The following is a 20,415-nucleotide window of genomic DNA, read 5'->3' as shown; positions in this document are numbered from 1 at the left end:
TTGGCAATAACACACACATATCGTCACGTCCGGCAGGGTGCCCGCCTCGCGGTTTTAGACGCGGGAACGGGTTGTCGGTTCGGGATATGTGGAGGCTCAACCCACGCGAGAACTTAGGAGAACTCGATGTCGAACGTTACCATGCGTCAAATGCTGGAGGCCGGTGTCCACTTCGGCCATCAGACGCGCTATTGGAATCCCAAAATGGCCCCGTACATCTTTGGTGCGCGGAGCAATATCCATATCATCAATCTGGAAAAAACCCTGCCCCTGTTCAACGACGCCATGCGTTACCTGGAACAGGTGGCCGCCAATCGCGGCAAGATTTTGTTCGTGGGCACCAAGCGCACCACCCGCAAAGTGGTCGAGGAAGAAGCTTCCCGCTGCGCCATGCCCTATGTCAACGCCCGCTGGCTGGGCGGTATGCTGACCAACTTCAAGACCATCAAGCAATCCGTGTCCCGCATGAAGGACTTGGAAGCCATGCGCGACGATGGCCGCTTGCAGCGTTTCAGCAAGAAGGAAGGTTTGGGCATGATGCGCGAACTGGAAAAGCTGGTGCATAACCTGGGCGGCATCCGCGATATGGACCGCCTGCCGGAGGTGCTGTTCGTGCTGGATGTCGGCTACGAAAAGAACGCCATCGCCGAAGCCCAGAAATTGGGAATCCCGGTGGTCGGTGTGGTCGATACCAATAACAGTCCCCTGGGGATCGATTACATCATCCCCGGCAACGACGACTCCATCCGGGCCGTGCAGCTTTATGTGCAATCCGCCGCCACGGTGATTTTGCAAGGCAAGGTCAACACCCCGGACATCGGCACCGAAGACGAATTCGTCGAGATGGCGGCCGAAAGCGCAACCCGCGTAGAGGCCGAAGTCGAGGAAGCCGACTGAGCCACAGCCGGGCTTGCCTAGCTCCGATTCAAACGCCTCCATCAGGGGGCGTTTTCATTAAGTGAATATGAATGCGCGGATTGTCGCGCAATCAACCAAGAGAGGTTCGGTTTAAATGGCCACTATCACTGCCGCAATGGTTAAGGAACTCCGTGAGCGCACCGGCTCCGGGATGATGGAATGCAAGAAGGCCCTGACGGAAGCCGACGGCGATATGGAAGCCGCCATCGAAGCGATGCGCAAATCCGGGCTCGCCAAGGCGGACAAGAAATCCGGTCGCACCGCGGCGGAAGGCTGCATCTGCGTCAAACTGGGCGCGGACAACAAGAGCGCCGCCATCGTCGAAGTCAATTGCGAAACCGACTTCGTCGCCAAGGGTGACGACTTCATCGCCTTCGCCAACAATATCGCCCAGTGCGCCCTGGACTCCGCTGCCACTACGTCGCAAGAACTGCTGGCCGTGGCGATCCCCGCCACCGGCGTCAGCATCGACGACACCCGCCGCGAACTGGTCGCCAAGATCGGCGAGAACTTGGCCTTCCGCCGCTTCGAGCGCTATGTCTCCGATAACGGCATCGTGGTCAGCTATCTGCACGGCACCCGCATCGGCGTTTTGGTCGAGTTGGTCGGTGGCACGGTGGAACTGGGCCGCGACATCGCCATGCACATCGCCGCCAGCAGGCCGCTGAGCTTGGACGAATCCGGCATCCCCGCCGAAACCATCGCCAAGGAGCGCGAAATCGCCCAGGCCCAGGCCGAGGCCGAAGGCAAGCCCGCCAACATCATCGAGAAAATGGTCGAGGGCCGGGTCCGCAAGTTCCTGGGCGAAGTGACCCTGTTGGGCCAGCCTTTCGTGAAGGACGACAAACAGAGCGTGGGCAAGTTGTTGGCCGATCACAAGGCCAGCGTGGTCCGTTACGTTCGCTTCGAGGTCGGTGAAGGCATCGAGAAGGTCGAAAGCGATTTCGCCGCCGAAGTGATGGCCCAGGCCGGCCTGGCCTAATCGGGCTGGGGACGGGGCGCGTTGCGGCCAGGCCGCACGCGCCCTTTCTTGCATGGGCACTTGAGTAGCACTGGAGATGGAACCAATCCGATGAGCGAGCCAAAATACAAGCGCATCTTGCTCAAGCTGAGCGGGGAAGCGCTGATGGGAAGCCAGGGTGGCGGCATCGACCCCCAGACCCTGCACCGACTGGCGCGGGAGGTGGTCGATCTGTGCGAGTTCGGCGTGGAGGTCGGGCTGGTGATCGGCGGCGGTAATTTCGTGCGCGGCGCGGAAACCGCTTCCGAAGGCTTGGACCGCGTGACCGGCGACCATATGGGGATGCTGGCGACCGTGCTGAACGCCTTGGCGATGCAGGACGCGGTGGAGCATTTGGGACGGCCCGTCCGGGTCATGTCCGCCCTCAAGATCAACCAGGTCTGCGAGGACTACATCCGCCGCCGGGCCATCCGGCACCTTGAAAAAGGCCGGGTGGCGATCTTCGCGGCGGGCACCGGCAATCCGTTCTTCACCACCGATTCGGCGGCCAGCCTCCGCGCCATCGAAATCAATGCCGACCTGCTCATCAAGGCCACCAAGGTCGATGGCGTCTATTCCGCCGATCCCATCAAGCACCCCGACGCCCAATTTTATTCCCGGCTGACCTACGACCAAGCGCTGGACCAGCGCCTGAACGTGATGGATGCCACCGCCCTGGTGCTGTGCCGCGACCACCGGATGCCGCTGCGGGTGATGAACATCTTCGAATCCGGCGCGGTGATGCGGCTGATGCGGGGCGAAGAAATCGGCTCCTTGATTGAAACGGGTGAACCCACATGATCGAAGATATCCAAAAACGCGCCGCCGAGCGCATGGGCAAGAGCATCGAAGCGCTCAAGCACGAACTGGCGAAAATCAGGACGGGCCGCGCCCATCCCAGCCTGCTCGACCATATCACGGTCTCCTACTACGGCAACGACGTGCCGCTGAGCCAGACCGCCAATATCACCGCCGAGGACGCCCGCACCCTGACCGTGACCCCCTGGGAACGGACCATGGTGCAGGCCATCGAAAAGGCCATTCTCTCCTCCGACCTGGGGCTGAACCCGTCCAGCATGGGCACGGTGATCCGGGTGCCGATGCCGCCCTTGACCGAACAGCGCCGCAAGGATTTGGTGAAGGTGGTGCGCCACGAGGCCGAGAACGCCCGCGTCGCCATCCGCAATATCCGCCGCGACGCCAACAACGAACTCAAGGCCGCGCTCAAGGACAAGCAAATCTCCGAGGACCAGGAGCGCCGCAGCCAGGACCAAATCCAGAAGCTGACCGACCAGTACGTCAAGGATGTGGAAAAAGTCCTGCAAGATAAAGAAGCCGATTTGATGTCCATGTGAACCGCCGGACCTTCGCAAGGTCCGGGTGGGTTCCGACACGCACGCCCCTAGCCTAGGGTGCTCCCCGGATGCCAAGGTGGGTTCGATCCGGGTCGGGTCCGGCTGGCGGGTTCCGGTTCCGGCCCGGCTGGCCGGAGCAATCCCAACCAAGGGTTCGTAAGATCGAGATGGATGTGTCCGCCGTTCCAAGCATTGACAACCGGCTGCCCCGGCATGTGGCGATCATCATGGATGGTAATGGCCGCTGGGCCAAACAACGTTTCCTGCCCCGTACCGCCGGCCACCGGGCCGGGGTCGGCGCCGTCCGCAAGACCGTGGAATATTGCTTGGCCAAGGGCATCGAAGCGCTGACCCTGTTCGCCTTCAGCAGCGAGAATTGGCGGCGTCCGGTCCAGGAAGTGTCGCTGTTGATGGAATTGTTCATCGCAACCTTGGAGCGCGAGGCGCAAAAGCTCCACGAGAACGGCGTCCGGCTGCGGGTGATCGGCGAGCGCGAGGCGTTCGCCCCGGCCTTGCAGGACAAGATCGCCGCCTCCGAGGCGCTGACCCAGGGCAACCAGCGCTTAAACCTCAACATCGCCGCCAATTACGGCGGACGCTGGGACATCGTCCAGGCCGCCCGGCGGCTGGCGGAATTGGCCGGGCGCGGCGCGATGCGGGCGGCGGAGATCGACGAGACCGCGTTCGCCGCCCATTTGGCCTTGGCGGAATTGCCGGAACCCGACCTGTTCATCCGTACCGGCGGCGAGCGGCGCATCAGCAATTTCCTGCTCTGGCAATTGGCCTACACCGAACTGTATTTCACCCCGGTGCTATGGCCGGATTTCGACGAGAAAGTCCTCGATCTCGCCTTGGAGGATTACGCCGGACGCCAGCGCCGTTTCGGCTATACCGGCGAGCAGGTCGAACAATTCTCCCAGGCTTGAAGGGCGGCGCACCGCCCGCCCCAACGCCCCCAGCAACCTTCACACAAAACTCCCATGCTCAAGAATCGCATCCTCACGGCCTTGGCATTGACCCCCTTGGCGGTCCTGGCCATTTTGTACCTGCCCCCGGACGGTTTCGCCGTGTTCTGGGGAAGCTTCATGTTGGTTTCGGCCTGGGAATGGGCCGGTTTGGCTGGGCTGCCCAGCAACGCCCACCGCATCGGCTATAGCCTGGTGGTGCTGGCCTTCATGGTGATATTGCGCCTGACCGCCGCCGATTGGGCACCCATCGAACTGCCGGGCTGGTTCTACTGGCCGGTGGTGGCATGGTGGTTCGTGTGCGGCATGGCTTTCCGCAAGATTCCCGAACGGCTGCTCCAGATCGAATATCCCCTGGGCCTCAAACTCGGCCTGGGCATTTTCATCCTGCTGACGGCCTGGGCCTCGCTGACCTGGCTGCGGGTCAATTTCAGCCAATATCAGGTGTTGTACGTATCGGCCCTGATTTGGGTCGCCGATATCGGTGCTTATTTCGTCGGCAAGCGCTGGGGCAACACCAAACTGTGCGAGGCCATCAGCCCCGGCAAGACTGTGGAGGGCGTCTATGGCGCTTTGCTGGCGGCGGTGCCGTTCGCGGTGGCGGTGGGGTTCTGGAGCGATTTGTCCAGCGTGACCCTGACCGATTTCGTGGCCTTGTCCTTGGCCACGGTGATCGTGTCGGTGATCGGCGATTTGTTCGAGAGCCTGGTCAAGCGCATCCGCGGTGTGAAGGACAGCAGCAACATCCTCCCCGGCCATGGCGGCGTGCTGGACCGGGTCGATAGCCTGATCGCTGCGACCTCGGTGTTCTACGCCGGTTCGATGATGCTCAACATCTTCATCCAGCCGCCCGACAGCAATGTCGTGTTGGAATCGCCCATCCACATCGAACAGGAAGTCCCCAGCCAATCCGAAGAAGGCGAGGGTCCGGCGGAACGGGCCGTACCCATGGATCAAGGCGGTTTCGAGTCGCCCGGCCCCGAGAGCGCCGAACCGCCCGCCGCCGAACCCGCGCCGGAACAGCCCCCGGCCCAACCCGCCGAATCCACCCATCCCTAGCGAGACCCCAACATGAAAGGCATCTGCGTACTCGGTTCGACCGGCTCCATCGGCGTCAGCACCCTCGACGTGGTCGGGCGGCATCCCGGCAGCTACCGGGTGGTGGCGCTCACCGCCAATCACAATGTGCAGCGCTTGTTGGAGCAATGCCTGCGCTTCGAGCCGGATTACGCGGTGATGATCGACGAGCGGCCCGCCGCCGAATTGCGCGAGCGACTGGCCAGGGCCGGGCAGAACAGCACCCAGGTGTTGAGCGGCAAAAAAGCCCTGGAAGATGTGGCGGTCCTGCCCGAAGTCGATTCGGTGATGGCCGCCATCGTCGGGGCCGCCGGTTTGCCGCCGACCCTGGCCGCCGCCAAGGCGGGTAAGACCGTGTTGCTGGCGAACAAAGAGGCGCTGGTGATGTCCGGTCCCTTGTTCATGGCCGAGGTAGTCAAATCGGGCGCGGACCTGTTGCCCATCGACAGCGAGCATAACGCCATCTTCCAGTGCATGCCCGCCCACTACCACGCCGGACGGCCCGCGCCCGAGGTGCGGCGCATCCTCCTGACCGCCTCGGGCGGGCCGTTCCTGCGCAAGCCTTTGGAAGAACTGTACGCAGTCACCCCGGAACAGGCGGTCGCCCATCCCAATTGGGTGATGGGCCGCAAGATTTCGGTGGATTCGGCCACCATGATGAACAAGGGCTTGGAAGTGATCGAAGCCTGCCTGCTGTTCGGGATGCCGCCCGAAAAGGTGCAGGTGGTGGTGCATCGCCAGAGCGTGATCCATTCCATGGTCGATTACGTGGACGGCACGGTGTTGGCCCAGATGGGCAATCCCGATATGCGGATTCCCATCGCCCACGCCCTGGCCTGGCCGGGGCGTTTCGACTCGGGGGCCGAACCTTTGGATTTGTTCGGGGTCAGACAGCTTGATTTCGAACCGCCGGATTTCGAGCGCTTCCCCTGTTTGCGGTTGGCCTACGAGGCCGTGCGCGGCGGCGGTACCGAACCGGCCATCCTCAACGCCGCCAACGAGATCGCCGTCGCCGCCTTCCTGGAGGGACGCCTCCGTTTCCCGGCCATCCCCGACACCATCGCGCACTGCATGGACGCCATCCCGGCGGGCGCGGCAGATTCCATCGAGGCCGTGCTGGAAGCGGATCGCACGGCCCGCGCGGTGGCCCACGATTACATAGCCCGGCTGTAGCCCCAAAATCCCATGTTTTCGCTGCTCCATACGCTGTTCTTCTTCGTCCTGGCCTTGGCGGTTTTGATCGCCTTCCATGAGTTCGGCCATTTCTGGGCAGCCCGCCGCCTCGGCGTCAAGGTCACCCGGTTTTCGCTGGGCTTCGGCAAACCGCTGTGGGCCTATCAAAAATCCCCGGACGACACCGAATTCGTGGTCTGCGCCCTGCCTTTGGGCGGATACGTCAAGATGATCGACGAGCGCGAGGGCGCGGTCGCTCCCGAAGACCTGCCCTTCGCCTTCAACCGCCAAGCCTTGTGGAAACGGGTTTGCGTCGTGGCGGCGGGTCCGGTGTTCAACCTGCTGCTGGCGGTTTTGATCTATTGGGCCGTGTTCATGCTGGGCGAAACCGGACTCAGGCCGGTGCTGGGTCCGGTGGCGGCCGAAACCCTGGCCGGGCAGGCCGGTTTCCGCGAAGGCGATGAAATCGTCGCGGTGAAGGGCGATCCCACCCCGACCTGGAATGCCGCCCTCGCCGCCGTGGTCGAGACCGCCGTCGAGGAGGAACCGATCCAGGTCGAGGTCAAGGGCGCGGACGGGGCCGCCCGCGTCCTGGTGTTGACGATTCCCCAGGAGGTGGCGCAGGAACCCGAGCAGCTTTACCAAAAACTCGGCTTTCGCCCCTACGAACCCGCCTTGCCGCCGGTGATCGACCGGGTCGAACCCGGCAGCGCCGCCGCAGCCGCCCAACTCAAGCCCGGTGATTTGATCGTCAGCGCCGACGGCACGGCGATCAAGACCTGGAAGGAATGGGTCGAATTCGTCCGCACCCACCCGGACGTGGCGATCCGCACCGTCGTCGAACGCGAGGGTGCCCGCCGCGATCTCGACATCAAGCCGAAAGGCGTGGATTCCGCCGAAGGCCGGGTGGGCCGGATCGGCGCGGCGGTCAGGATGCCGGAGGACATGGAGCAATCGATGCGGGCCGAATACCGGCTCGGCCTGTTCCCGGCCCTGGGCGCGGCCATCGACAAGACCTACGGCTACGCCGCCTTGACCTTGAAAATGATCGGGCGCATGGTGATCGGCAAGGCCAAGGTCGATAACCTCAGCGGCCCCATCAGCATCGCCCAGTACGCCGGACAATCGGCCAGCGTCGGCTTCGGCCAGTTCCTGAAATTCCTCGCCATCGTCAGCATCAGCCTCGGGGTGTTGAACCTGTTGCCGATCCCGGTGCTGGACGGCGGGCACCTCCTGTTCTATCTGATCGAAGGGGTCAAGGGCAGCCCGGTATCCGACCGGACCTTGGCGTATTGCCAGCAGGTCGGGATGTTCATCTTGCTGTGCTTGATGGTATTGGCGTTCTTCCTCGATATTGAGCGCCTGTTTAACTGACCGGGTTTTCCCAACTATTTTGGAGTTGCCATGAAGAGAATCGTAAGCGCCGCCCTGCTGGGGCTGGGATGGATGCTGTCCGGCGCGGTCCAGGCCGATGCCAAGGCGGTCGAGGAGGCATTGAAACAGAACTTGCCCACGCTCAAGCCGGATTCGGTCCAGCCTTCGCCGATACCGGGGCTGTACGAAGTGATGATGGGGGCGAAGCTGTTCTATGTGTCGGAGGATGGGCGCTACCTGATCCAGGGTTCGATGGTCGATGTCAAGGACCGCAAGGATTTGACCGAGGCCAAGTTGGCCGGGGCGCGGCTCACGTCGCTGGACAAGATGGGCGTGGGCCAGATGATCGTGTTCAAGCCCAAGGCCACCAAGCATGTGGCCTATGTCTTCACCGATATCGACTGCGGCTATTGCCGGAAGCTGCATTCCGAGATCGACCAATACCTCGCCCAGGGCATCGAAATCCGCTACCTGTTCTTCCCGCGCAGCGGCCCCAACACCGAATCCTATTTCAAGGCGGTGTCGGTATGGTGCGCCAAGGACCGCAATGCCGCTTTCACCAAGGCCAAGAAGGGCGACACTCCCGACCGCAAGGACTGCGACAACCCGGTGGACGAGCAATTGGCGCTGGGCAATGCCTTCGGGGCCAATGGCACGCCGATGATCATCACCGAGAAGGGCGATATCCTCCCAGGGTATGTGCCGGCGGCGCAGTTGGTCAAGATCATGGAGCAGCAGGCGGCGGACCAGCCGGAACCGCAAGCCGCCGCCAAGAAATAGCCGATAGCGGTTTCCTGGACAGCGGACGGGGCGGGTATGCCGGGCATACCCGCCCCGTTTGCGTTTACGGGCGGCGGGTTCATGAGTGGGCGAGATAGCGTTGCCGGAATGCCCGGCTTCTTTCGCGTAAATCGGGAACGGTTTCGGCGTAGCGTTGGAGGTCGTCGGCCACCACGTCTTTCATGTCGGCGGCATCGTCCGGGCAGCCCGTTTGCAGCATGGCCTGCGCGGCGTCGGCTTCCTGGCCATCCAGGAACAGGCTGGCGGCGAAGGCGAGCCGGGCATAACAACGCTTGTCTTCGGCCTTGATGAGCCGGATGCCTTTGCCTCCGTCGGCGGTGGTGAAATACCAAGGGTCTCGGTAGTGGTCGGCGTTGTCGGCTTTTAGCCAGCGGATCGCCTGGGCTTGATCATCGCGGGCGGGGCGTGGCTGGCCCAAAGCCCAATGGGCTTTGGCCGATTCCAAGGCGGCGAGGGGATAACCTTCGATTCGACCATAAATCTCGATGGCTTTCCCATATTCGCCCAGCGCCAGATATTCGTAGGCCAGATTGCTGTAATACTCAGGCGGGGCCGGTGTTTCCAGTTCGACCGCCCGCCGGTAATGTGTCAGGGCAGATTCCGGGTTTCCCGCTTGGTCGGACAGGACGCCAAGGCGGAAATGGGCTTCGGCCAGGAAGGGATTGAGTCTTAGCGCCCCTTCGTAGTAGTCCGTTGCCCTCGCCCGTTGTTCCGGCAGCGGGTCGTGGTAGAGCCGGTCGCCTTCCCGTAGCAGCCAGTCCGTGCCCGCCAGCCATCCCCAAACCGCCAAAGCGAATACGAATGCCGCCGCAATCTTGAGCGGATGCGATTTCAGCCACTGTCGCGCTTGTTCCCAGGTTCCCGCTTGGGAGCCCGGCCTTGGAAACCCTGGCTTCCTGTTTTCGTTGGGACCGGCAAATCCCGTGTCATCGACTTGTATCCGACAGCTTCGCAATTCCCCGACAATCCGGCGCAATTCCCTGGCGACTTCGGTGAAGAAAGTATCGGCGGTCGGCCATCTTTCCAAGGGTTCGCCGTCTTTGGGCAGCGCGTGCAATTTCGCGAAGCTGGCCGATTGCCAATCGCAGCGCCGGAGGATGATGGGGACCACCCGCGCTTGCCGCTCGGCATGGCGTTCCAACGCCCGCTTCAGTTCCACGTCGATGCAATAGTCGGAGTTGAGGAAGTCCACGCTGATGAGCAATAGCACCAAGTCGGCGGCTTCCAGGTTGGCGTCGATTTCCCCGGCCCAGGCTTTCCCGCCGGTGATATCCCGGTCGTGCCAGGGGTCGATCAAGCCTTCCCGTTTCATTTGCGTCAGATGTTTGCATAGCTCTTCCCGCCGCGCATCGTCTTCGTGGGCATAGGAAATGAACAGCTTGAGCGGACGCATCACGGCTGGTTCACCAGCGGGAACGACAAGCCCTGCATCTCGATGAACGGGGTTTGCTCGTACTTCCATTTGCGTAGGGTCAGCGCCGGTAGTTGCTCGCCGATGTACTGGCCCAGTTCGTAGAGGTCGATGCGCCCGTCGCGATTGCCGTCGGCGAGTCCTTGCAGCCCATTCAGCAGCACATAGGTGAACGCGCCGTGTCCGCCTTCGCCTTCCAGGGCCATTTGGCCGTCGGCGGTGGCGGCGATGATGGCGCGTCCGGTGATGCGGCTGAAGCGGTCGATGGCGAATTTGTCGCCCAGGGCGCGGCCCCGTGGTTCGCCGAAAGACCCGGCGCTACAGGTGTCGAGCAGCACCAGGGTTTTTTTCGCGGAGATGCCGGCCAGGAGTTTTTGCAGCAGGGTTTCATCCAGGCTGGCGCTGCGCAGCGCGGTTTGGTTGAGATAGCGGGCCTCGGCGGGGATGAAATGGTAGTTCTGCTCGAAGCCCGCGCCGTGTCCGGCCAGGTACAGCACGAATACATCCTCGGGGCCGACCCGTTCGGCGAAGCCGCGCATTTCCCGTTCGATGTTGGCGCGGGTGGCGTCGCCGTCCCGCAGGTAGCGGATATCGGGGGTGTCGCGGTAGAGGTCGGCGGCTTGCGCCTGGAAGCGTCCGCGCACGGCCTCGGCGTCCTGGGCGGCGAAGCGGACGCCTTCGGTCAGGGTGTGGTCGCGGTATTGGCTGACGCCCACGGCCAGCAGGTGCAGGGCCGGGCGGGTTTCCGGGGCGGTGGAGGTGACCACCACTCGGGTCGGGGCCGATTCGACGCCCTGGCGGTTGCGGGCGGCGATTTCGAATTCATGGCGTCCGGGGGCGAGGGTGAATAGGCGGCTGACGGTATCGCCGCCGCCGGGGATGTCGGCGGGGCGGCCCTCGATTTCCGAGCCATCGATGCGGATTTTGAGCGGGCCGATGCCGCCGCCCTGGTCGCGGAGGCGCAGTTCGAGCCGGTATTCGCCGCCGGTGCGGGCTTCCGCCGGGGATAGCAGTTCCAGCTTGGGCGGCAAGCCCTGGGCCAGCACTTCCCGCACGTCGCCGAGTTCGCGCACCGCCTCGGCCAGCAAACGGTCGCCGTCCGGGGACAGGCGGCGGGCGATGAGACTGGGACGGTAGTAGCGTTCCTGCAATTGGCGGGCGGCGACGAATTGGCCTGCGCGGTCCTTGCCCTGGTTGAGGTGGTAGCCGATCAGGTCTTCCGCCCCCGGCGCGGCGTCGTAGAAACCTTCCGGGGTCCAGGCGATCCAGCGCTGGCCATCCGGGTGGACGTATAGGGCCAGGATTTCCCGGCCCGCCGTGGTGGTGTACCAACGGAGGGTGCCGTCGCCGAACGCCGCCACGGCGTAGCGGCCATCGGCGGAGAGGTTCACGGCCCAGGCGGTGCCGGGAATCGGGGTTTGCCAGCGTTGGCGATCCGGGCGGTCGTAGTAGCGCAGACGCCATTCGGTGCCGAGCAGGAAGCCCGGCGACTTGGATGCCAGGGCGAGCCTACGGGATGCTTCGTAGGGTTCCAGTGGCAGCGCTTGGCCTAGCACCTTCGGGTGTTCGGTGTTCCGCCAATTGATTTTCGGCTCACCGTCAGTATTTGGCGCGACGAGAACAGCGGAATTGCCTGGACCGGGCACAAGCTGACGCTGGGAGAAATCGAAATGGGCTGTATGCCCTAGCCAACCGCCATCTGGTCTCATGGTATAGAAACCAAATTCGACCATACTGCCATTATGTGAAAGGAGTAGATGTCCCTCGTTATCTCCCCGGAAATCGAGGATATCGCCCCAGTGTTCCCAGCGCTTGCCGCCGTCGCGGTCCAGCACGCCAAATACAGGGTCTTGTGCGCCGAAAGCCAGTCGGCCATCCGCCAGCGGACGCAGGTCCATCAGGGTATTGGTGGATACCCGGAAACGCTCGGCGGCTCCGTGTCCGGCGTCGTTCCAGCGCAATAGCGGCTTCCAGCCCGAGCCGTCGTCGTATCTCCCGCCCGCATACAGCCGGTGGCCGTCCTCGGACCAAGCTACCGCGTTTAAGCTGCGGTTATCAACCGAGCGGGTATCTGGGATGTAGAGCAAGCTCAAGTCCCGCCCCGACAGCAGGTTGACCGCCGTGGAATCGTTGAAACCCACCGCGATGGTTTGCCCATCCGGCGAGAAGTGGGCGGAGTAGGGCTGTTTACCGCCCGGTGCTTGTTGCTGGGCGATGCGCCGAAAGGCCGAATCGTATAGGCGGATGAAGCCGTCGTAACTGGTGGTCACCAAGCGCCCGGCGCGGTCGAAATCCACGGAATAGCTGTCGGCCCCATATTCCGTATCACGGGCGGCTTCCTGCCAGTCGTTGGCGCGGTAGACACGGATTCCATTTGCCCCCCAAAGCGCCGCCGCCAGATAACGGCCATCGCGGGAATAAGCAAGGTCAAGGATGACATTCGGCAATCCGTCCAGGCGGCGGACGAGTTGGCCCGTGGCGCGGTCGAACAGATAGATGGAAGCCTTTCCCTCCCAATCCCAGCCGGTCCACCCCGCCACCGCCACCGTGCCGCCCTCCGGCGCAATTGCCACGGCGTAGACCTTGCCCTCGTTACCCTCGCCCAGCGGCGGGCGTAGCGTTTGTAGCAAACCGCCGTCGGCCAGATTCCAGACCCGTGCCGTCTTGTCCTCGGAACCCGTGACCAGATAGCGCCCGGCGGCATCGACACCGATGCGCTTTATCATCGCCGTATGTCCCCCGGTTTCGAGCCGCAGGAAGGGCGTGGCGGGCGGGCCGGACAGGGAAATCGCAGGCCGGGATGGCGTGGTCGCCGGAAGCTTGACCGGCGGAGGCGTCACCGCGCAGCCGCCCAGACCTAATATGACCCAAAACCAGAACATGCGCATCGCCATGGTTCTTCCCCCGTTGCTTGCCTGTGGGTGCTTAGCGTAACCCAAGGGCGGCGGCGAACCAAAGGCAAGGCGCGGAATGTCGCAGGACAGGCGGAAACGGTTGGGTTCGCGGAGCTTTCCGAACGCTGGAAGGGCCGCTTGCGCAGCCAGCAGGCTTTTTGGGCGCCAGGTGCCGATAGGGCCAGGACGGCGTTGAATCCTGCTATCATGCCGCATGATCCAAAACATATCGGAGGACGGGGCGATGCTCAAAATGGTGGGTACCAGCGGCCAACTTTCGCTGGGCAAGAAATACGCGGGCCGATATTTCGAGGTGACGGAGCGGGAGGACGGGGCCATCGTGATGGTGCCGATGCGGGTCGTCCCCGAGTCAGAGGCTTGGCTACACACCCCGGAAATGCGGGAACGCCTGCTCGAAGCGGCGCGGTGGATGAAGGAGCATCCGCCCGCCGAGACCGATATCGAGGCTTTCCTGGGGGATATCGACGCCCGGCGGCAAGTCAAGGATCAAACGTGAGCGGACGGGTATCGCTCGACCTCAACCTACCCGCCTTGCAGGACGATCTTTTCAATCTCGACGCGAACGAATACCGCCAAGTCGCCAAGACCCTCAGGAAAATCAGGACCATGACCTGGGACGAGGTGTGCCGGGACCATGGTTTGAAATGGGAAGCGGTGAAGGGCCATCCCGGTGTGTATTCGCTCCGGCTATCGCGGGGAAGCCGGGCCTTGGCGGGCCGGGATGGCGATGTCATGCGCTTCATCGCCATCCATGCCGACCACGACGCCGCTTACGGCAAGAAATAACTCACCCGTCCGCCAACTGCTTCAACTCAAACAACACTTCCAAAGCCTGCTTGGGGCTGAGTTCGTCCGGTTCGATGGCCTTCAGTTTTTCCAGTGCCGGATGCGGCGCGGCCTCGGCGAACAAATCGATTTGCCGGGATGCGCGGCCCTTGGCCTTGGGTTTTTCGGCCTGGGCGTGTTGTTCCAGCGCGGCCAGTTTTTCCCGCGCCTTTTTCACCACCGTCTTCGGCACCCCGGCCAGCGCCGCCACTTGCAGCCCATAGCTCTGGTTGGCCGGGCCGTCCTTGACCGCGTGCAGGAACACCACGCCGTCCTTATGCTCCACCGCGTCGAGATGGATGTTATAGACCGCCGGACATTCGTCGGGCAGGGCGATCAACTCGAAATAATGGGTGGCGAACAAGGTGAACGCCTTGATTTCCCGCGCCAGATGTTCGGCGGCGGCCCAGGCCAGCGACAGCCCGTCGAAGGTGCTGGTGCCGCGGCCGATCTCGTCCATCAGCACCAAACTGGCGGGCGTGGCGTGGTGGAGGATGTGGGCGGTTTCGGTCATTTCCACCATGAAGGTCGAACGCCCGCTGGCGAGGTCGTCGGAGGCGCCGATGCGGGTGAAGATGCGGTCCACCGGGCCGATACGGGCGCTTTCCGCCGGGACGTAACTGCCGATATGGGCCATCAGCACGATCAGCGCGGACTGTCTCATAAAAGTGCTTTTCCCCCCCATATTTGGGCCGGTAATAATCAACATCCGCCGCTCGGGCGATAACTCCAGATCGTTCGGCACGAACGGCGCATCCAACACGCTTTCCACCACCGGATGGCGTCCCGCCACCACCCGCAGGCCCGGTTCCGCGCTCATCACCGGCTTGCAGAAGCCCAAAGCGTCGGCCCGCTCCGCCAGGTTCGCCAGCACGTCCAATTCCGCCAAGCCCGCCGCGCATTCCCGCAACGCATCCAAGCGGGTGCCGAGTTGTTCCAACAGTTCGTCGTACAGGGCTTTCTCGAAGGCCAGGGCGCGTTCGCGGGCGCTCAACACCTGGTCCTCGAACGCCTTCAGCTCCGGGGTGATGTAGCGCTCCACGCCCTTCAGAGTCTGCCGCCGCACATATTCGACCGGCACCTTGTCGGCCTGGGCGCGGGTCAGTTCGATATAGAAACCCTGCACCCGGTTATAGCCGACCTTGAGGTTCGCCAGCCCGGTGCGTTGGCGTTCGCGCTGTTCCAGTTCCAGCAGGAAGCGCTCGGAGTTCTGGCTAAGATCGCGCAAGGCGTCCAGTTCCTCGTGATAGCCCTGGGCGATGACGCCGCCGTCGCGGATCAACATCGGCGGGTTTTCGACGATGGCGCGGACCAGGAGGGCGTGGATTTCCGGCTGTTCCCGGAGCGCCGCCCGCAGCCGGACCAGCAAAGGGCTGTCGAGATAGGTCAGCGCGTCCCTAAGTTCCGGCAACACCGCCAGGGCGAGGCGCAGCACGGTCAAATCGCGGGGCCGGGCCGATTTCAGGGCGATGCGGGAGACGATGCGCTCGACATCGCCCACCGCCCGCAAAATCTCGCGGAGGGGCCGGAAATCCCCGGCTTCCGATAAGGCTTCGATGGCGGCATGGCGTTCGGCCAGGGTCGTCCGGTCGCGCAACGGCCAATGCAGCCAACGCCGCAGCAACCGCCCACCCATCGCGGTCGTGGTGCGGTCCAACACGCCGTACAGGGTCAATTCGGCCCGGCCCGACGGGTGGAAATCGATTTCCAGGTTGCGGCGGCTGGCGGCGTCCAAGACGATGGTTTCGGCGCTGGTTTCGACGCGCAGGCTTTGGATATGGGGCAGGGCGCTGTGCTGGGTATCGCGCACGTATTGCAACAAACCCCCGGCGGCGGCGATGGCAGCGGGCAGGCGTTCGCAACCGAAGGCCGCGAGGTCTTGGGTGCCGAATTGGCGCAGCAGCAGATGGCGGGCGCTTTCGGTATCGAAATGCCAGGGCGGGCGCTTGGTGATGCCGCGCCGGGACGCCAGCGCCGGGGGCGGGGTCCAATCCTCGCCGATGAGGATTTCGGCGGGGCTGAGGCGTTCCACTTCGCCGAGCAGGGCGGCGGCGTCCTCGACCTCCTGCACCACAAAACGCCCGCCCGCGAGGTCCAGCGCGGCCAGCCCCAGGCGCGGGCCGACCTGGGCGATGGCGACCAGAAGATTGTCGCGGCGTTCTTCCAGCAGGGCTTCCTCGGTGACGGTGCCGGGCGTGACCACCCGCACCACTTTGCGTTCGACCGGACCCTTGGCGGTGGCGGGGTCGCCGATTTGTTCGCAGAGGGCGACCGATTCGCCCAGCTTGATGAGCTTGGCGAGATAGCCATCGACCGCGTGGTGCGGAATGCCCGCCATGGGGATGCGCTCGCCCGCCGATTCGCCGCGGGTGGTGAGGGTGATGTTGAGCAGCCGGGCGGCCTTGCGGGCGTCGTCGTAGAACAGCTCGTAGAAGTCGCCCATGCGGAAGAACAGCAGGCGTTCGGGGTGTTCGGCCTTGATGCGGAAGTATTGCTGCATCAGGGGGGTGTGGCGGGAGAGGTCGTTGGGGTCGCGGCTCATGGAAATTCGGGGTAGGGTGGGGCGCTGGGGTTTGGGAGGCGGGGATTTTAATGCAGATCGGGGCGGGGTGCGTTCCATCCGGGCGATTGGCTGGGCTACAGTATCCCGCCCCACGTTTGGCTGCATAAGGTTTGAATTTTTAGAACACCCCCCTAATCCCCACCTCCACAATATCATTGGAAATATGCGCCTGCCCCAACCGCGCCTCATAGCGCAGGAATGCCACGTTCCCGCCGGGCAAGGTGGCGGCGAGGCTGCCGCCGAGGTTGAAATAATCGCGGTCGGGCTCGCCGGTATGCAGCGTGAAATACCCCTTACCCGGCGCGGCCTCGGCGAGGCGTAGCGCAATCGCCTGGTTGTCGTTCTCGAACTGATGCTCGTACTCGAAGCGCAAGGCCGGGGTCAGCACGCCCCAGGCAAAACCCAACGCATGGCTCAATTGCAAACCCGGCGTCACGGTCAAGGATTGATCGGATTGCCCGCCCACCTGATAAGCCAAACCCTGTCCGTCCCGCTCCGCATACGGCCCGATATGCAGGTTCATAGATTCGGTGCGGACATAACTGGCGAGCGACCACGCCCCCCACGCCCAATCCCGCCCCACGCTCAGGGCGAAGGTATAAAGATCGTTCCCCGGAGCGCTCTCCGCCTTGCCCGAGAAACCGGGGAAACTGTAGTTCCGGCTGATTTGGTTGTCGTGGCGGCTATAGGTCGCCAGCCAATCCAGATAAAACCCTTCCGGCAAATCATAATTCCCGAACCAAGCCGCCCGGTAGGCGTCGGTCTGCATATGGCCGGGATTCTGCCGCATCGGGGTTTCCTGACGGGTATAGATGAAGGCCAGCCCGGATACCAGATTCCCGGAGAAACGGTAATCCCCGCCCAAGGTCAAGGTATAGGCATCGGCCTTGAATTGGGCAGGTGCCTGATGATAAGCCCCGCCCTGATATTTGGCCTGGGCGAACCAGCCCCAAGCCTCGTCGCCGCCCGCCGCGTCTCCCGCGCCCGAACCTTTCCGCCGCGACGACCATTCGCCTTGGGCGCTATCGTCCAAACCCGGCGGCTGGCGGATCGATATCTGCTTGGGCCAGATTTTCAGCGGCACGGCGATTTGCGGCAGGAATTGGTAGGGCGAAAGCGCGACCAGGGCTTGCGAGAGCGCCTGTGGGCCGAGCGCGTCGAGTTCGGCGCAGCGGGCGGCTAGATCGCCTCCGGCGGACGGGCAGGCTTGGGCCAGGGCGGCGGCGAGGCTCTGTGGGTCGGATTGGGCCTGGGCGGATAACGGAGCCAGGGTCGCGGCCAAGAGCCAAAGGGCCGGGGATATTCGGCGGGGAGGGCGCATGGTAAGAGCCTGCTTGGGAAAAGGAGGAATGCGGATGGCTTGCGGAAGCCATCCAAAATAGCCAAACCTCCGGGCAAGCCGCAAATCGGTTTGGACAGGCGCACGCGCCCTTTCCCGGCGATGCGGCCCGCTGTGGGGCGTCAATCGTCCCCGCTTTCCATATATTCGATCCGCAATTGCGCGATGCGGTGATCGCGGAACTCATTCACGTCCAGCCGGTAGGCGGCGCGGAGGGTCCGGCAATCCAGCCAAGCGCCGGGGTCGGCCAGACCGAAGGCGATGGCGTCGATTTCCCGCCCGCCGCCTACGGGCCGCAGCACCAGTTTCAGGTGTTTGTCGCCCAACACCCGCCGTTGCGCGATCTCGAATTCCCCATCGAACAGCGGTTCCGGGAAGCCATGGCCCCACGGTCCCGCCTGCCGCAACTGCTCGGCCATGGCGAGGTCGAGTTCATGGGGTTCCAGGCTGCCATCGCTGTGGACCGCGTGTTCCAGGTCGGCGCGGTCCAGGCGCCGCCCGGCCTCTTGCTCGAACAGCGCCATGAAGCGCGGCAAATCCTCAAGCCCCAGGCTCAAACCCGCCGCCATGGCATGGCCCCCGAACTGGCGGATCAAACCGGGATTCTGGGTGTTGATATCGCTCAGCAGGTCGCGGATATGGATGCCCGGAATCGACCGCACCGAACCCTTCGCCAGATCGTCCCCGGCGGAAGCGAACACCACCACCGGGCGGTTCGCCAAATCCTTGACCCGCGACGCCACCAAGCCGATGACGCCCTGGTGCCAAGCCGCGTCGTACAGGCAAATCGCCGCCTTGTCGCCGAGGGGCACATCGAGCGCGTCGAGATAGGCCAGGGCTTCCTGCTTCATCTGGTCTTCGAGTTCACGCCGCTCCTTGTTCATCCGGTCCAGCCGCGCCGCCATGTCCAGCGCGGTCGTGGGGTGGTCGGTCAGGAGGCATTCGATCCCCAGGCTCATATCGTCCAAGCGCCCCGCCGCGTTCAGCCGTGGTCCCACCGAAAAGCCCAGGTCGGCGGCGGTGATTTGCTTGGGCTTGCGCCCGGCCACTTCCAATAGGGCCAGGATGCCGGGGCTGGCCTGTCCCGAGCCGATGCGGCGCAAACCCTGGTGGATCAGGATGCGGTTCACATGGTCCAGCGGCACCACGTCGGCCACCGTGCCCAGTGCCACCAGATCGAGTAACTGGGCGAGATTGGGTTCCGGCCGCCCGCTGCGGGTGAAATGGCCGGTCTCGCGCAGGCGTTGGCGCAAGGCCATCAACACATAGAACATCACGCCCACCCCGGCCAGGCAGCGGCTGGGAAAGGCATCGCCCGGCAGGTTGGGATTGACGATGGCGGCGGCGGCGGGCAGTTCCGCGCCGGGGGTGTGGTGGTCGGTGATGAGTAATTCCATGCCCTGGGCCTGGGCGGCTTCCGCCCCTTCCAGCGCGGAAATGCCGTTATCGACCGTGAGCAGGATATCCGGGCGGCGCGGCGCGGCCAGGGCGACGATTTCGGGCGTGAGGCCATAGCCGTACTCGAAACGGTTGGGCACCAAGTACGACACCCGTTCCAGGCCCAGCGCCTTGAGTCCGCGCACCGCCACGGCGCAGGCGGTCGCGCCGTCGGCGTCGTAGTCGGCGACCACCAGCAGGCTTTCCTGCCGGGCGATGGCGCGGGCCAGGCGCTCGGCCATGGCTTCCATCCCGGTCAGCAGCCAGGGCGGGGGGAGTTGGTTCAGGGAGCGGTCGAGTTGCTTGGGATCGTCCAGCTTCCGGGCGCTATAAATGCGCCCGAGCAAGGGCGGCAGGTCGGCGAGCGGCGTGGAGGTATGCGCAGTGGGACGGCGAATGATTGTCTTTTTGACGGGATGGTGGGGCATGGTGGATTCAAGATTGGGAGCGGGAAAATCGGGGCCGGGTTTTCTAGCCCACGGGTTTTGGGGTTTTGGGTGGGGCGTCAGGGTTTTTTCATGGGATCGAATCGATAGGCTTTGAGGAAAACCACGAGTCCCACGACACCCAAGCCGACGAGCAAGAGGAATTGCGGGGACAGAAACCTTTGTAATATTCCCCTGTCGGCGGTCAATCCAATATTGAGCGGAATTGTCAGCCGATCCCTTTCCCCGCCAGTATTGGAATCTTGCCGGATCAAATGGATGGCGTAGGGGCCGGGTTTATCGATGGCGAAAGTCGCTTCGAGGGTGCCTTTTCCGAAACTCCGGGCGGGGGCATCGAACAATGTGCGCGGATTTCCAGGATTTTCCATCGCGTCCATGGCCACCACTTGGATCGCAATCGGGGTTTTCCTGATTTCGGGGTCGATGATGTCGGCGGTGAAAAACACCTCGCCCGGCTGCGGTAAATCCCCGCAATACGGGCGGAACCGGGTCCGGGTGATATTGGAGCCGGGGGTTTCCCCGGCGGGTTTCAGATGCGTGCTGAAATAGACCGAGAAGAATTCGGCGCTCGCCAAGCAGCCGACCCGGCCCGTGGTGATTTGCTGGGAGGGGTTGTCGTTGTGGCCCGGACTGCCGCAGCCCGCGATCAATAATAAAGACAGGGATAAGGCTGGCCGTAGGGTTTTCCGGTGGAAATAAAGCATGGCGGGCCTCGCGATGGGGGTGGTTTTCAGAGCCGTAGGTCGCAGTAGCGTACCAGCGTATCGCGCCGGATGTGGAGATTCCATCCATGCGGCGGAATACGCCGGAGTACCG

At 63.6% G+C, this 20,415-nt stretch carries 17 protein-coding genes; 11 read left to right on the top strand and 6 right to left on the bottom strand.

What is annotated here, in order from left to right; all coding sequences use genetic code 11:
• The first annotated feature begins 126 nt into the window (after positions 1-126).
• The 9 genes from rpsB (at position 127) to B9N93_RS18720 (ending at position 8,642) form a co-directional block, all read left to right on the top strand.
• Positions 127-897: a 30S ribosomal protein S2 gene (gene rpsB, locus B9N93_RS18760; RefSeq protein ID WP_085215750.1), complete on the top strand. Its 771-nt coding sequence runs from the start codon at positions 127-129 to the stop codon at positions 895-897.
• 115 nt (positions 898-1,012) lie between these two features.
• Positions 1,013-1,900 carry a translation elongation factor Ts gene (gene tsf, locus B9N93_RS18755; RefSeq protein ID WP_085215749.1) on the top strand — a complete coding sequence of 296 codons (888 nt, stop codon included), beginning with the start codon at positions 1,013-1,015 and terminating at the stop codon, positions 1,898-1,900.
• Positions 1,901-1,990: 90 nt separating this feature from the next.
• Positions 1,991-2,719 carry a UMP kinase gene (gene pyrH / locus B9N93_RS18750; RefSeq protein ID WP_085215748.1) on the top strand — a complete coding sequence of 243 codons (729 nt, stop codon included), beginning with the start codon at positions 1,991-1,993 and terminating at the stop codon, positions 2,717-2,719.
• The gene (gene frr / locus B9N93_RS18745; protein WP_085215747.1) at positions 2,716-3,273 is read left to right on the top strand and encodes a ribosome recycling factor; all 558 of its coding nucleotides are present in this window, start codon (positions 2,716-2,718) and stop codon (positions 3,271-3,273) included. Before pyrH ends, frr begins: the two co-directional genes overlap by 4 nt.
• A gap of 167 nt (positions 3,274-3,440) precedes the next feature.
• Complete coding sequence (gene uppS, locus B9N93_RS18740) at positions 3,441-4,199, top strand: polyprenyl diphosphate synthase (RefSeq protein ID WP_085215746.1); 759 nt, start codon at positions 3,441-3,443, stop codon at positions 4,197-4,199.
• A 54-nt stretch (positions 4,200-4,253) separates the two neighbouring features.
• On the top strand, positions 4,254-5,297 hold the full coding sequence (locus tag B9N93_RS18735; RefSeq protein ID WP_085215745.1) for a phosphatidate cytidylyltransferase: 1,044 nt from the start codon (positions 4,254-4,256) through the stop codon (positions 5,295-5,297).
• 12 nt (positions 5,298-5,309) lie between these two features.
• Entirely contained in the window at positions 5,310-6,488 is a 1,179-nt protein-coding gene (gene ispC / locus B9N93_RS18730; RefSeq protein WP_085215744.1) for a 1-deoxy-D-xylulose-5-phosphate reductoisomerase, read from the top strand.
• A gap of 12 nt (positions 6,489-6,500) precedes the next feature.
• The gene (gene rseP / locus B9N93_RS18725; RefSeq protein ID WP_085215743.1) at positions 6,501-7,862 is read left to right on the top strand and encodes an RIP metalloprotease RseP; all 1,362 of its coding nucleotides are present in this window, start codon (positions 6,501-6,503) and stop codon (positions 7,860-7,862) included.
• Positions 7,863-7,892: 30 nt separating this feature from the next.
• Complete coding sequence (locus tag B9N93_RS18720) at positions 7,893-8,642, top strand: DsbC family protein (protein ID WP_085215742.1); 750 nt, start codon at positions 7,893-7,895, stop codon at positions 8,640-8,642.
• 79 nt (positions 8,643-8,721) lie between these two features.
• Here the strand turns inward: B9N93_RS18720 and B9N93_RS18715 are convergent, their stop codons facing one another.
• Positions 8,722-10,056 carry a toll/interleukin-1 receptor domain-containing protein gene (locus tag B9N93_RS18715; protein WP_254899488.1) on the bottom strand — a complete coding sequence of 445 codons (1,335 nt, stop codon included), beginning with the start codon at positions 10,054-10,056 and terminating at the stop codon, positions 8,722-8,724.
• On the bottom strand, positions 10,056-12,968 hold the full coding sequence (locus tag B9N93_RS18710; protein WP_176225329.1) for a caspase family protein: 2,913 nt from the start codon (positions 12,966-12,968) through the stop codon (positions 10,056-10,058). The genes B9N93_RS18715 and B9N93_RS18710 overlap by 1 nt, the downstream gene beginning before the upstream one ends.
• Positions 12,969-13,182: 214 nt before the next feature.
• On the opposite strand from B9N93_RS18710, the gene B9N93_RS18705 reads away from it, so the two are divergent.
• Together B9N93_RS18705 and B9N93_RS18700 are read left to right on the top strand one after the other, a co-directional pair.
• Positions 13,183-13,485 (top strand): hypothetical protein, encoded by a 303-nt coding sequence (locus B9N93_RS18705; protein WP_176225328.1) that lies wholly within the window; start codon positions 13,183-13,185, stop codon positions 13,483-13,485.
• Positions 13,482-13,775 carry a hypothetical protein gene (locus B9N93_RS18700; RefSeq protein ID WP_085215738.1) on the top strand — a complete coding sequence of 98 codons (294 nt, stop codon included), beginning with the start codon at positions 13,482-13,484 and terminating at the stop codon, positions 13,773-13,775. Before B9N93_RS18705 ends, B9N93_RS18700 begins: the two co-directional genes overlap by 4 nt.
• Position 13,776: 1 nt before the next feature.
• Here B9N93_RS18700 and mutS read toward each other — a convergent pair whose 3' ends face one another.
• The 4 genes from mutS to B9N93_RS18680 form a co-directional block, all read right to left on the bottom strand.
• On the bottom strand, positions 13,777-16,356 hold the full coding sequence (gene mutS / locus B9N93_RS18695; RefSeq protein WP_254899433.1) for a DNA mismatch repair protein MutS: 2,580 nt from the start codon (positions 16,354-16,356) through the stop codon (positions 13,777-13,779).
• A gap of 139 nt (positions 16,357-16,495) precedes the next feature.
• Complete coding sequence (locus B9N93_RS18690; protein WP_085215737.1) at positions 16,496-17,698, bottom strand: autotransporter outer membrane beta-barrel domain-containing protein; 1,203 nt, start codon at positions 17,696-17,698, stop codon at positions 16,496-16,498.
• Between the two features lie 140 nt (positions 17,699-17,838).
• Positions 17,839-19,581, bottom strand: a complete 1,743-nt coding sequence (gene recJ / locus B9N93_RS18685; protein WP_085215736.1) for a single-stranded-DNA-specific exonuclease RecJ — start codon at positions 19,579-19,581, stop codon at positions 17,839-17,841.
• A 77-nt stretch (positions 19,582-19,658) separates the two neighbouring features.
• On the bottom strand, positions 19,659-20,303 hold the full coding sequence (locus B9N93_RS18680) for a hypothetical protein (RefSeq protein WP_085215735.1): 645 nt from the start codon (positions 20,301-20,303) through the stop codon (positions 19,659-19,661).
• Between the last annotated feature and the right edge of the window lie 112 nt (positions 20,304-20,415).

The sequence above is a fragment of the Methylomagnum ishizawai genome (assembly GCF_900155475.1).
GTDB classification, from domain to species: domain Bacteria; phylum Pseudomonadota; class Gammaproteobacteria; order Methylococcales; family Methylococcaceae; genus Methylomagnum; species Methylomagnum ishizawai_A.
The sequence above is the reverse complement of the archived record's forward strand: the minus strand, read 5'-3'. Positions and strand labels throughout refer to the sequence as shown.